Genomic DNA, 12,504 nt, shown 5'->3' on the forward strand with positions numbered 1-12,504 from the left:
AGATGTGGAACATGCATACTCTAGCACCCCGAAGAGCCCCGTCGAGGCGGATCCGCCGCGGCCGGGATTCGCCATCCGCAAACGGACGCACGGCAGGCGCTAGCATAGGCTTCATGGAATCCGCAATGATCGAACGACATGGCCCCGAAACGTGGAGGGAGACGGCCAAAGCGTTGCATGACGACGTGACGGTCGGCGACACGGCGGCCGCCGACCGCGCGGACGACGATCCCCATGCCGGAGTGAACGCGAACGGCGCGCCGCTGCTGGGGGACACCCGTGACCTGTTCCGGCCGAAAACCTCCGACATTCCCGCCAAGCCGGGCGTCTACAAATGGCGCGACGGCGAGGGCCGCGTGATCTACGTGGGCAAGGCGAAGAACCTGCGCAATCGTCTGTCGAACTACTTCCAGCCTTTGTATCTGCTGCATCCGCGCACGCAGACCATGGTGCTCACCGCCCGGAGCCTCGAATGGACGGTGGTCGGCACCGAATTGGAGTCGCTCACCTTGGAGTACACGTGGATCAAGGAGTTCGATCCGCGGTTCAACGTGCAGTTCCGCGACGATAAGACCTACCCGTATCTGGCGGTCAGCGTGGGCGAGGAGATCCCCCGCGTGTGGGTGACGCGCAGCCGCAAACGCCGCGACACCCGCTATTTCGGACCGTATGCGAAGGTGTGGGATCTGCGGCATGGGTTGGACAGGCTGTTGAAGACCTTCCCGGTGCGCACCTGTTCGACGAATGTGTTCCATAAGGCGCAGCTGACCGGTCGTCCGTGCCTGCTCGCTTCGATCGGCAAATGCTCGGCGCCGTGCGTGGGCAGGATCGATCCGCAGGAGCATCGCCGCCAATGCGAGCGTCTGGTCGGCGTGATGACCGGGCGGCTCGGCAGATCGTATATCGCGCAGCTGACGCGTGAGATGAAGGAGGCGAGCGCCGAACTGGAGTTCGAGAAGGCCGCCCGACTGCGCGACGAGATCCAGATGCTCGCCACCGTGGTGGAGCAGAACGCGGTGGTGCTCGACAGTCAGGTGGACGCTGACGTGTTCGGTATGGATTCCGACGAGCTGGAAGCGTCGGTGCACGCGTTTTTCGTGCGGTCCGGCACGATTCGCGGCGAACGCAATTGGAGTGTGGAACGCGTCGAGGATATCGCCGACGCCGAGCTGATGGCCGATCTCATCATGCAGGTGTACGCGGAGGCCACCGGCACCACCTACACCGATCCCGACCGTCCGCCATCCGCCGGCGGCGGGGGAGACGCGGATGAGGATGCGGGGACGGAGGAGTCCACGGAACCGGCGGCCGATTCCGCCTCGTCCACGGTCATCGCCACCAGCCGCGACGCGCTTGGCGTCACACAACGGCTCACCGCCACGGATGCGCAGGCCCGTGCGCAGGCCACCAAAACACGCAACGCCCGTCAGGAGCAGACGGGACGGGATGATTTGCTGGCTCCGATCGCGCCCGTGCCGCGTGAGGTGATCGTGCCCGTGGAGCCCGCCCGACGCGAGGAGCTCGAACAGTGGCTGTCGGGTTTGCGCGGGGGCGCGGTGACGATCCGAGTCGCCGAACGCGGCGACAAGCGCGCGCTGATGGACCGCGCGGCGGAGAACGCCAAGCAGGCGTTGCAGCGCAGCAAGATGAGCCGTATATCCGATATGGGCGCGCGCACGCAGGCCATGAACGATGTGGCCAAGGCGTTGGGCTTGGCCGAAGCCCCGCTGCGCATCGAATGCTACGACATCTCCAACACGGTGGGCGGCGCGTTCCAAGTGGCTTCGATGGTGGTGTTCGAGGATGCGATGCCGAAGAAGTCGGAATACCGCCGTTTCGCGATCCGCGGCAAGGACGGCCAGGGAGCGGTGGACGATCTGAGCGCCCTGTACGAGACGCTGACCCGACGGTTCCGCCACGGCAACATCGCCGGCGACTCCGGCGAAAGCATGGAGGCGGAGCGCCGGGCCAAGGCGGCCGACGACAGCGAAACGACCGTGGTCCAGCAGAACACGGAACGCCACCGATTCGCCTACAAGCCGAATCTGGTGGTCGTCGACGGCGGCTATCCGCAGGTGCGAGCCGCAGCCAAAGCCTTGGAGGACTGCGGTGTCACCGACGTGGCGCTATGCGGTCTGGCCAAGCGGCTTGAAGAGGTGTGGGTGCCGGACGACGAGTATCCGATCATCCTCAAACGCCAGTCGCAGGGCATGTATCTGTTGCAGCGCGTGCGCGACGAATCGCATCGTTTCGCCATCACCTACCACCGTCAGACCCGACGCAAGGGAGCGCTTCGCAGCGCGCTCGACGAGATCCCCGGCATCGGCGAGACCCACCAGAAGAACCTGCTCAAACATTTCGGCTCCGTGCGCGCCATACGCGAGGCGAGCGTCGAACAGCTCACCGAGGTTCCCGGCATCGGCGTCAAGAAGGCGCAGTCCATCGTCGACGCCCTTCACGCCCAGTGAAAAACAACGATTCAACCACCTGGCATGGCGGACGTCGGAAAAACCGCGCCACGCGCCGCCGCAACGGGGCCGGTGGTTACAGCGTTGCAATATTCCGACAACCCCAACGTCGTTCCCACGGCGTCGACCGGGTGGCGGTAGCATAAGGGGGAATAGGACAGGAGGGACATGACGACGATCAACCACCGTTGCGCCGTGTTGGGCAAGCCGATCGCGCATTCGCTGTCGCCGGTGCTGCACAACGCCGCATACCGCGCGCTCGGACTCGACGATTGGGAATACACCAAACATGAGGTGGGAGAGGACGATCTCGCCGGATTCCTCGCCGCACTCGACCCGTCATGGCGCGGACTGAGTCTGACCATGCCGTTGAAGCAGACCATCCAGCCATACGGCACGCCCTCCAACCTATGGGCGCGCGAACTCGGCGTGGCCAACACCGCGGTGCTCGACTGGAGCGACGCTCGACCGGATTCGCCGACGATCAAGCTGTACAACACCGACGTGATCGGCATCCAGCTCGCCTTCGACTGCGCCTGCAGCACATACGGCATCGTCGCCCCGGACACAAGACAAGGGCATGCGGTGGTGATCGGCAACGGCAACACCGCCTCCTCCGCGGTGGCCGCATGCACGATGATGCCCGAAATCGGCCATATCACCGTCATCGCCCGCAATCCGGACAAAAACCCGTCCCTGCGTCCGCTGGCCGAGAAATTCCTGCGCCACGGCAACGCCCTGCGCACCATCGACATAACCGACATCGAAACGGTGCTGCACGCATTCGCCACAGCGGATATCGTCATCAACACCATCCCCGGCCGGGCCGCCGACCCGCTGGCCGACCTGCTCTCCGAATCGCACGCCGCGCCACGCGCCGACGCGCGGCTGCTCGACGTGGTCTACGATCCGCGACCGACCAAACTCATGACGGCATGGCGCTCGCGGGGAGGAGTCGCCATCGGCGGCGAGGAGATGCTGCTCTACCAGGCGCTGATCCAGGTGCTGCTGATGACCGGCGTCTGGGACGGCGATCCGCCCAGCGACGCCGACGAACGTCTGCAGGACATCACCACGGACGACGACCAGTTGGAGATCGCCATGAGACAGGCTCTTGAGGAGGCATTATGACGATTCGGAACGTTTCCGCGCAGGACTCCACACCGGAGCCCGCCAACGAGTTCGAGGTGCTGCTCATCACCGGCATGAGCGGAGCCGGCCGTTCCCGCGCGGCAGACAGCATCGAGGATATGGGCTGGTACGTGGTCGACAATATGCCGCCCAAACTGCTCATCCCGCTGGTCGATATGATGACCACCTCGGGCACGCATGACGGAGGCGTGCACAAACTCGCCGCCGTGATCGACGTGCGCTCGCGCGCCTACTTCGACGATCTGGCCGAAGTGTTCAGTCATCTGGACGATCTGGGGGTCAAAACCCGCATCCTCTTCCTCGACGCCAGCGACGAGGTGCTGATCAAGCGCTACGAGTCGGTGCGCCGACCGCACCCGCTTCAGCATGGCAACCGTCTGATCGACGGCATCGAAGAGGAACGCGAGCTGCTCGCCAACCTCAAGGAACGCGCCGACATCATGATCGACACCTCGCTGTTGAGCATCCACCAATTGTCCACCAAACTCTATGAGGCGATGCTCGGGTCGGGGCCGTCCACGGTGAGCGTGCATATCTTCAGCTTCGGATTCAAATACGGCACCCCCACCGACGCCGATTTCGTGGCGGACGTGCGTTTTCTGCCGAATCCGTTCTGGGTGCCGAATCTGCGCGAGCTCACCGGCATGGACAAACCCGTCAGCGACTACGTGCTCTCCAGCCCCGGAGCCGAGGCTTTCCTCGACGCCTATGAGCAGGCCATCGCCACGGCGCTGGAGGGATACGCCCAGGAGGACAAGCATTTCGTCACCATCGCCATCGGATGCACGGGCGGACAGCACCGTTCGGTCGCGATGAGCGAGGAACTGGCGCGCAGGCTCCGCGCGCGCGGCCTGTCGGTCACGGTTTCCGCACGGGAGTCCGCGAAGCATCATATGTGACGGCGCACGCCTCATGACCATATCTCGAACAGAATGTTTCCAAAATGGCCATATGAGGCGGTAAGTTGTCCACTAGGTTAGGTATCACAGAAAGCCGGCGACTTCGTCGGCGAAACCCAATGGGACCGCATCGGAGCATTGGGAGTAACGGGAACATAGGAGGTGTGCCCCTTGGCACTTCTGGATGACGTGAAAAGCGAATTGACCGCCCTTGAGGGCGATTCGCCGGCAGCCATCAAAGCGCAGGCTGCGGCCATGATCCGCTTCGGCGGCGGCCTCCGCCCGGTGCAGAACACCTACGTGATCCAAGCGTCTTTCACTTCCCCTGACGCCGCGCAGTGGCTGCGCGACACCATCAGGACGGTGTACGGCCATGAGGCGGAAGTCAACCACATCACCCGCCAGACCCCCAACGGCATCATCGAACAGTACGTGGTGCTCGTCACCCGCGGCGTGGCCGCCCTGGCGTTGCAGACCGGCCTGTTGGACCGCCGTAAGCAGCCCGTGCACGGCCTGCCCGCCGATATCGTCAACGGCAGCATCGCCCAGATCAAAGCGGCCTGGCGCGGCGCGTTCCTGACCCGCGGTTCGCTGTCCGACCCGGGCAAGGCCAGCTATATGGAGATCGTCTGCCCGACCGAGGAGGCCGCCATGGCGTTATGCGGCGCCGCCCGCCGTCTCGGCATCTCGGCCAAACACCGCCAGTTGCGCAGCTCCGAACGCGTCACATTGAAGGATCCCGACGCCATCGAACGCATGCTCAAGCTGATGGGCGCCCCGCGTTCGGCCCGCGAGTGGACCGGCAAGCGTTCCGATGGAGAGGCGCGCGGCAAGGCCAACAGGCTCGCCAACTTCGACGACGCGAATATGCGCCGCAGCGCCAAGGCCGCGGCCGAGGCCAGCGAGAAGGTGCAGCACGCCTTCGAAGTGCTCGGAGACAACATCCCCGACAATCTGCGCCAGGCCGGCCAGCTGCGCATCGAACATGTGGACAAGAGCCTCGAGGAGCTCGGCAAGCTCGCCGACCCCCAGATCACCAAGGACGCCATCGCCGGCCGCATCCGCCGTCTGCTGCAGCTTGCGGAGAAAACCGAGAAGGCGCGCGCGCAGAAGGGCTGATACGTCCATCCGACGTCATTCGTGAACCCGGCCGGAATTCCGGCCGGGTTTTCGCTGTTCCGAAGCGAACATGCGTTCCGGCGCTCACGGTGAAAAGGCAGAAGGTGTTGTATGCTGTGAAGTGGCAAAATCGGCCACTTTCCCGCGTATCGCGGTCAAGGAAAGGATATTCATGAAGACACTCAAGGATCTCGGAGATCTCAAGGGCAAGCGCGTGCTGGTGCGTGCGGATTTCAACGTTCCGCTGGACGGCACCACCATCACCGACGACGGCCGCATCAAGGCCGCCCTGCCCACCATCACTGCGCTGCGCGAAGAGGGTGCGAAGGTCATCCTGATGGCCCACCTCGGCCGTCCGAAGGGACAGGCCGTTCCCGAGCTGAGCCTGGCTCCCGTGGCCGCCCGCCTCGGCGAGCTGCTCGGCGTCGAGGTCCCGCTGGCCGCCGACACCTACGGCGAGGACGCCCAGGCCAAGGTCGCCGCGATGAACGACGGCGACGTGGTGCTGCTGCAGAACGTGCGCTACAACCCGGAGGAGACCAGCAAGGACGCCGAGGAGCGCTCCGCCTACGCCAAGAAGATCGCCGCTCTCGGCGACGCCTTCGTTTCCGACGGTTTCGGTGTGGTCCACCGCGCCCAGGGCTCCAACTACGATGTGGCCGCCGATCTGCCGGCCGCCGCCGGCCTGCTGGTCGAGAAGGAAGTCACCGCCCTGTCCAAGGCCACCGTGAACCCGGAGCGTCCGCTCACCGTGGTGCTCGGCGGATCCAAGGTCTCCGACAAGCTCGGCGTGATCGAGAACCTGCTCGGCAAGGCCGACCGCCTCGTCATCGGCGGCGGTATGGTGTTCACCTTCCTCAAGGCCAAGGGTCTTGAGGTCGGCACCTCCCTGCTCGAAGAGGACCAGATCGACAAGGTCAAGGGCTATATCGCCACCGCCGAGGCCAACGGCGTCGAACTGGTGCTCCCGACCGACATCGTCGTCAACCCGGGCTTCCCGGCCGGCGACACCCCGGTCGCTCCCGAGGTCGTGGCCGCCGACGCCATCCCGGCCGACAAGATGGGTCTGGATATCGGCCCCGACTCCCAGAAGCTGTTCCACGACAAGATCGTCGATTCCAAGACCGTCGTGTGGAACGGCCCGATGGGCGTGTTCGAGATCGCCGAGTTCGCCGACGGCACGCGCGCCGTGGCCCAGGGCCTGGTCGACGCGACCGCGGCCGGCGCGTTCACCATCGTCGGTGGCGGCGATTCCGCCTCCGCCGTGCGCAACCTCGGCTTCCCGGAGGATGGCTTCTCGCACATCTCCACCGGTGGCGGCGCCTCCCTCGAGTTCCTCGAGGGCAAGGAACTGCCCGGTCTGACGGTGCTCGCCTGAACGATTCGATGATGTCATCCGCAGGCGGTGTGGAACGCCGATCCGTTTCACACCGCCTGCGGATGACATTTTCACTTATGCGGAGATATCCGCCACTCCAAGGAGGAACCCATGGCGTCCACGCGCATCCCACTGGTGGCCGGCAATTGGAAAATGAATTTCGACCATCTCGAAGCCACGTATTTCGTGCAGAAGCTCGCGTGGCTGCTGCGTGACGCCCGATTCGAATACAAGCGCTGCGAGGTGGCGCTGTTCCCCGCATTCACCGCCCTGCGCAGCGTGCAGGTGCTGGTCGAATCCGAAAAGCTCAACATCACCTACGGCGCGCAATCCGTTTCGGTGACCACGCAGGGCGCGTTCACCGGCGACGTCTCAGCCGATATGCTCACGCGTCTGGGATGCTCCTATGTGATCGTCGGCCATTCGGAACGCCGCAAGTACCATCCCGAGGACGACGCGAACATCGTCGACCAGGTCAGGGCCGTGCTCGCCGCGGATATGGTTCCGATCCTATGCGTCGGCGAAAGCTTCGAGGAACGCCGGCAGGGCATCGAACTCGACTTCGCCGTAAGCCAGGTGCGCGACGTGACCCGCGATCTGAGCGACGAGGAGGCCGCCAAGCTCATCATCGCCTACGAGCCCGTCTGGGCGATCGGCACCGGCATGGTGGCGACTCCGCAATCCGCGCAGGAGGCCGCCAAAGCCATCCGCGACGACCTGACCGGCTCGTTTGGCGCGAAGGTCGGCAACGCCGTGCGCATTCTCTACGGCGGATCGGTCACCTCCGGCAACGCCGCCCAGCTCATCGGCGAGGCCGATGTGGATGGGTTCCTGATCGGCGGCGCCTCGCTTGACGTGGATGAGCTGGCGAAAATCGCCCGTCTGACGGCCAAATCCGCCCGTTAATCCACACGGATCACGATTTTGCCGTTCACCAGGCCGGCTTCGCTGTCCTGCCATGCCCGACCGATGTCTTCGAACGGATACACGCATCCGAGGCATGGACGCAGATCATGCCCGCGCAGAAAGTCGAAAATCGCGTCCATCGTCCGCTGGTCGGGGAAATTGCTGAAGAAGCCGGTCAGATACACGCCGTTGGGAATGCCCTTGATCGGGTCGAATCCGTCCAACGTGTACACACCGCCGAGAATCCCCGTGTTGCAGACGACGCCGCCGCGCTCCACCGCACGCAGGGTGTCGCGGAGCGTGGCGGGACCGACGAGTTCCAACGCCTTCGTCACCCCGCGCACATGCCCTTCCAACACACCGTCGTCGACGATCGCCTCGTCCACACCGCATTCGCGCAACAGCTCCAGCTTCGATTCGCGATGCGTGGTGGCGATCACACGGCAGCCCAAGGCCTTGGCGATCTGCACGGCGGCATAGCCCAACGCGCAGGTCGCGCCACGCACCAGCAGGGTGTCCGCCGCACGCAGGTCGAGGCATTCGAACAGCGACCCCCATGCGGTGAAATAGGTCTCCGGCACCGCCGCAAGCGATTCCCAAGGCATATCGGAGGGCGCGCGGAACACATGGTGTTCGGGCAGCAACGCGTACTCGGCGTATCCACCGTCGAAGGTGCGTCCCATACCGCCCATCAGCGACACCACATGCTCGCCCAGCTTGAAACCACTGTCGGAGGAGTCCACGATCTCACCCACGCATTCGATGCCGGGGATAATCGGCTTTGTGATATACGGCTCGGTGATCTCCTCGAGGCGCAGCAGCTGCTCGGAATGGTTCAGTCCGAACGCATGCACCTTCACCAGCACCCAGCCGGGCTTGACTTGGGGGATGGGACGCTCCGTCAGCCGCAGATCCTTCGCCTGCGTCGGCTCGGTCAATGTCACAGTACGCATATCCGATCTCTCCTTATGTTGATGGCGGGCCCGATCGCTCGGCCCCATATCCGTTCCGTGTGCGGTCCTTGACGCGGCACTCGCGTGGGAGGGCGGTGGCGTCGCCACCACCCGTACGGTTCATCAAAACCCGTAAGTTCAAAAACCGCTAGTAGGCACTTTTTGGTGACTATCAAAAACGGCGGAACGGGTCAAAAGTCACTTTTTTGTGACTAGGTAATCTAAACGTTCGTACTAGCGGCAGGTTGATTACGCTCCTATGCTCGCCTACGTATTCATTCGCAAACGAGAAGGAGCACCATCATGAACCGGAGCATTCCCGTCATCGCATCGGCCTGCGCGGTTTTGATCGCGCTGTCAGGATGCTCGGCCGCCGGAACGCAGAACACCGAAACCGAGCCCATCATCTCCACGGCCATCACCGACCCGCAGAATCCGCTGGTGCCCGGCAACACCGCCGAACCCTCCGGCGGACGCGTGGTCGATGAGCTGTTCGCCGGACTGGTGTCCTACGATCCCGACGGCACCACGCGCAACGAGATCGCCTCCAGCATCACCTCGAACGAGGACGCCACCGAATTCACCATCACGTTGGAAGACGGTTGGACGTTCACCGACGGCACTCCCGTCACCGCAAGCTCGTTCGCCGACGCGTGGAACTACACCGCCAACGCGGCCAACGGCCAGCTGAACGCATCCTTCTTCGACTCCATCGAAGGCTATGAGGAGCTGCAGCGGGACGACGTCTCCGCCGACGAGACGATGAGCGGACTGACCGTGGTCGACGATCTGACGCTGCGTGTGACCATGTCGAAGCCGGATTCCGCATTCCCGAACAAGCTGGGCGTCAACGCCTACTATCCGCTGCCTCAATCCTTCTACGACGATCCGGAGGCGTTCGGGCAGAACCCGGTCGGCAATGGACCGTACAAACTCGAGGAATGGGACCACGGCACCAGCATCACCATCGTCAAAAACGAGGACTACCACGGCAACCGCACGGTGAGGAACGGCGGCATCGAATTCCGCATCTACACCGACACCGAAGCGGCCTACGCCGACGCGCAGGCCGGCAACATCGACCTGTTGGACTCCATCCCCAACAGCGCGCTCGACACCTTCCAAAACGAAGAGAACCTCAACGCGTACTCGCAGCCGGGCTCCGGCATCTCCATGTTCTCGATCCCCGCCACGGCGGAGCATTTCGGATGGGACGAGGAGGGGCGCCTGCGCCGACAAGCCATCTCCATGGCCATCGACCGCGACGCCATCAACGAGAAGATCTACGACGGACGCGTCACCCCGGCCACCGACTTCACCTCACCGCGCATTCCCGGCTACTCCGACGAGCTCGAAGGCAGCGACGTGCTCGACTACAATCCCGACAAAGCGCGCGAACTATGGGAGCAGGCCAACGCGATCAGCGAATGGAGCGGCGAATTCACCCTCACCTACAACGCCGACGCCGGCAACAAGATCTGGGTGGACGCCGTATGCAACTCCATCAAGAACGTGCTGGGCATCGAGGCCTCGGGCAATCCCATCGCCACCTTCAGCGAACTGCTGCAGGAGGTGTCCGACCGCGCCATCACCACCGCATTCCGCCGCGCGTGGACGCCCGACTACCCGTCCATGGAGAACTATCTCGCCCGCCAATACGCCTCGTCCGCCGCGGACGGATTGGGCCGCAACGACGTGGACTACAAGAACGCCGAATTCGACGCGCTGATCGACCAGGCGGCCAGCGCGGGCAGCGAAGAGGAGGCGCAGGCGCTCTACCAGCGAAGCGAGGAGATCCTGCTGCGCGATCTGCCCGCCATCCCGCTGTGGTACGGCAATGTCTCCGGCGTCTATGCTAAGGATGTGGATAACGTGGAGATCGACTTCAAGAACATTCCCGTCTATGAAGCCATCACCAAATAACATGTCGAAAACGGATACGGAGGCTGCGATGCTCACCAAAGAGGAGATGCCGGCGTGCCCGGTCGCCACCACCGTGCAGCTCATCGGCAGCAAATGGAAACTGCTGATCCTGCGCAATCTGATGCAGCGCCCCTGGCGGTTCAACGAACTGCTGCGCGACCTCGACGGCATCAGCCGCAAAGTGCTCACCGACAGTCTGCGCTCGTTGGAGGCGGACGGGCTGATCACCCGCACGGTGTATCCGGAGATCCCTCCGCACACCGAGTACGCCATGAGTGATATCGGCAACGCCATGCGCCCGATCATCAAGGCCATGGAACAGTGGGGGACCGCCTACAAGGCGTATCTCGACCGGCATGCGTCGTAAGCCGCATACCACGCGAAACCGCGACGAGAAGCGCGTCGATACCGACGTTGTTCAGTGTCGGCGTTATGCTATTGCACAGTGTCATTCGAATCGGAGGTAACCCGTGACCGCTCTTAAGCTCGCCCTGGAGATCATCGTCGTCATACTCAGCTGCCTGCTGACCCTGCTCATCCTCATGCATCGCGGCAAGGGCGGCGGCCTGTCCGACATGTTCGGCGGCGGACTGACCCAGAACGCCGGCACCTCCGGCGTGGCCGAGAAGAACCTGAACCGTTGGACCGTGATCATCGCCCTGCTGTGGGTCGCGATCATCATCGCCCTCGGTCTGATGACGAAGTTCGATCTCGTCTGAGATATCGTAGAGCCAATCGCCCCATGATCGACACGGTCATGGGGCGATTGCTTTTGGGAATCCAAGGGGCCACGCAACCGCAGGCCCGGAGCGCGGCACGCGACGCGCGCACGGCCCGCATAAGGAGATGAGATGAGCGAAACGACACGTCTGCTGGTCGCCGATCTGGACGGCACCCTGCTGCACACCGCCCCCACCTTCGAGGAGCGGTTCATCACCCAACGCACGGTGGATGTGATCAACCGCGCCCATGATGCGGGATACGCCTTCGCCATCGCCACCGCACGCCCGGTGAGCACCGGATACGAGTTCGCACGGAAGCTTCCGGTGGACGCCTATATCTATCTCAACGGCGCGCTGATCGACTTTCGCCCCGGCGAATCCGACTACGATCTGCTCACCAGCGGGCGGATTCCCGATGACGGGCATCTGCTGAAAATCGGATTCTCCTCGCGCCGCGCCTGCGAGGTGTGTCGGTTCCTGCTTGACGAATTGGGCGGCGACCTCAAACTCGGCATCGTTATGGATGACGTGCGCTACACGAATTTCGACGTGAGCGTGTACTGGAAGACGCAGACCTGGCGGTTCACCGATTTCACCGACGTGCCCGACGGTGTGGCCGACAAGCTCATCATCTTTCCCGAACCCGAGCAGTGGACCACCTTAAGGCGGCTGATCCCTCCGGATTTCGACGTGAGCATCTCCGAGGGGACGATGTGGATGCTGATGAATCCTCTGGCCAACAAAGAGCATGCCCTGCGTCTGCTGTGTGAACGGATGGATGTGCCGCTGGAGGCCACCGCGAGTTTCGGCGACGATCTGATCGACATCGAGATGCTGCGCGCGTCCGGCAGGGGAGTGGCCGTGGCGAACGCCGATCCGAAGGTGCTGCAGGTGGCCGACGAAATCTGCCCCGCGAATGACGAGGACGGCGTCTCCCAGTGGATTGAACATCATATGCTGAACTAGTGCTACACTTTGAACCAG

General features: G+C 63.6%; 11 protein-coding genes. 10 read left to right on the plus strand and 1 reads right to left on the minus strand.

From position 1 onward, the window contains the following. The first annotated feature begins 125 nt into the window (after nt 1-125). The 6 genes from uvrC to tpiA all read left to right on the plus strand — a co-directional run bounded on the left by uvrC (nt 126) and on the right by tpiA (nt 7,922). Nucleotides 126-2,468, plus strand: a complete 2,343-nt coding sequence (uvrC, locus tag BE0216_RS01535; protein ID WP_094636230.1) for an excinuclease ABC subunit UvrC — start codon at nt 126-128, stop codon at nt 2,466-2,468. Nucleotides 2,469-2,636: 168 nt separating this feature from the next. Further along, the gene (locus tag BE0216_RS01540; protein ID WP_094636229.1) at nt 2,637-3,599 is read left to right on the plus strand and encodes a shikimate dehydrogenase family protein; all 963 of its coding nucleotides are present in this window, start codon (nt 2,637-2,639) and stop codon (nt 3,597-3,599) included. Next, entirely contained in the window at nt 3,596-4,519 is a 924-nt protein-coding gene (gene rapZ, locus BE0216_RS01545) for an RNase adapter RapZ (RefSeq protein ID WP_094636228.1), read from the plus strand. The genes BE0216_RS01540 and rapZ overlap by 4 nt, the downstream gene beginning before the upstream one ends. A gap of 171 nt (nt 4,520-4,690) precedes the next feature. After that, the gene (gene whiA / locus BE0216_RS01550) at nt 4,691-5,638 is read left to right on the plus strand and encodes a DNA-binding protein WhiA (RefSeq protein ID WP_094636227.1); all 948 of its coding nucleotides are present in this window, start codon (nt 4,691-4,693) and stop codon (nt 5,636-5,638) included. 172 nt (nt 5,639-5,810) lie between these two features. Next, nucleotides 5,811-7,016, plus strand: coding sequence for a phosphoglycerate kinase (locus BE0216_RS01555; protein ID WP_094636226.1), 1,206 nt, complete (start codon nt 5,811-5,813; stop codon nt 7,014-7,016). A gap of 111 nt (nt 7,017-7,127) precedes the next feature. Then, nucleotides 7,128-7,922 carry a triose-phosphate isomerase gene (gene tpiA / locus BE0216_RS01560; RefSeq protein ID WP_094636225.1) on the plus strand — a complete coding sequence of 265 codons (795 nt, stop codon included), beginning with the start codon at nt 7,128-7,130 and terminating at the stop codon, nt 7,920-7,922. Here the strand turns inward: tpiA and BE0216_RS01565 are convergent. Next, entirely contained in the window at nt 7,919-8,875 is a 957-nt protein-coding gene (locus BE0216_RS01565) for a zinc-binding dehydrogenase (RefSeq protein ID WP_094636224.1), read from the minus strand. The genes tpiA and BE0216_RS01565 overlap by 4 nt on opposite strands. A gap of 303 nt (nt 8,876-9,178) precedes the next feature. On the opposite strand from BE0216_RS01565, the gene BE0216_RS01570 reads away from it, so the two are divergent. From BE0216_RS01570 to BE0216_RS01585, 4 genes are all read left to right on the plus strand, one after another. Then, nucleotides 9,179-10,798, plus strand: coding sequence for a peptide ABC transporter substrate-binding protein (locus BE0216_RS01570; RefSeq protein ID WP_404801800.1), 1,620 nt, complete (start codon nt 9,179-9,181; stop codon nt 10,796-10,798). Nucleotides 10,799-10,826: 28 nt separating this feature from the next. Then, on the plus strand, nt 10,827-11,165 hold the full coding sequence (locus BE0216_RS01575; protein WP_094636447.1) for a winged helix-turn-helix transcriptional regulator: 339 nt from the start codon (nt 10,827-10,829) through the stop codon (nt 11,163-11,165). Nucleotides 11,166-11,268: 103 nt separating this feature from the next. Continuing rightward, on the plus strand, nt 11,269-11,517 hold the full coding sequence (gene secG, locus BE0216_RS01580; protein ID WP_072725989.1) for a preprotein translocase subunit SecG: 249 nt from the start codon (nt 11,269-11,271) through the stop codon (nt 11,515-11,517). 132 nt (nt 11,518-11,649) lie between these two features. Continuing rightward, the gene (locus tag BE0216_RS01585) at nt 11,650-12,486 is read left to right on the plus strand and encodes an HAD family hydrolase (RefSeq protein WP_094636222.1); all 837 of its coding nucleotides are present in this window, start codon (nt 11,650-11,652) and stop codon (nt 12,484-12,486) included. The last annotated feature ends 18 nt before the right edge of the window (nt 12,487-12,504 follow it).

Origin of the sequence: Bifidobacterium eulemuris, from assembly GCF_014898155.1 — a bacterium.
In the GTDB taxonomy this organism is placed as follows: Bacteria; Actinomycetota; Actinomycetes; order Actinomycetales; family Bifidobacteriaceae; genus Bifidobacterium; species Bifidobacterium eulemuris.

Bases quoted from the DNA above. Each gene is read 5' to 3' on its own strand.
- uvrC (WP_094636230.1), top strand. From the start codon at position 126: ATGATCGAACGACATGGCCCCGAAACGTGGAGGGAGACGGCCAAAGCG.
- BE0216_RS01540 (WP_094636229.1), top strand. From the start codon at position 2,637: ATGACGACGATCAACCACCGTTGCGCCGTGTTGGGCAAGCCGATCGCG.
- rapZ (WP_094636228.1), top strand. From the start codon at position 3,596: ATGACGATTCGGAACGTTTCCGCGCAGGACTCCACACCGGAGCCCGCC.
- BE0216_RS01555 (WP_094636226.1), top strand. From the start codon at position 5,811: ATGAAGACACTCAAGGATCTCGGAGATCTCAAGGGCAAGCGCGTGCTG.
- tpiA (WP_094636225.1), top strand. From the start codon at position 7,128: ATGGCGTCCACGCGCATCCCACTGGTGGCCGGCAATTGGAAAATGAAT.
- BE0216_RS01565 (WP_094636224.1), bottom strand. From the start codon at position 8,875: ATGCGTACTGTGACATTGACCGAGCCGACGCAGGCGAAGGATCTGCGG.
- BE0216_RS01570 (WP_404801800.1), top strand. From the start codon at position 9,179: ATGAACCGGAGCATTCCCGTCATCGCATCGGCCTGCGCGGTTTTGATC.
- BE0216_RS01575 (WP_094636447.1), top strand. From the start codon at position 10,827: ATGCTCACCAAAGAGGAGATGCCGGCGTGCCCGGTCGCCACCACCGTG.
- BE0216_RS01585 (WP_094636222.1), top strand. From the start codon at position 11,650: ATGAGCGAAACGACACGTCTGCTGGTCGCCGATCTGGACGGCACCCTG.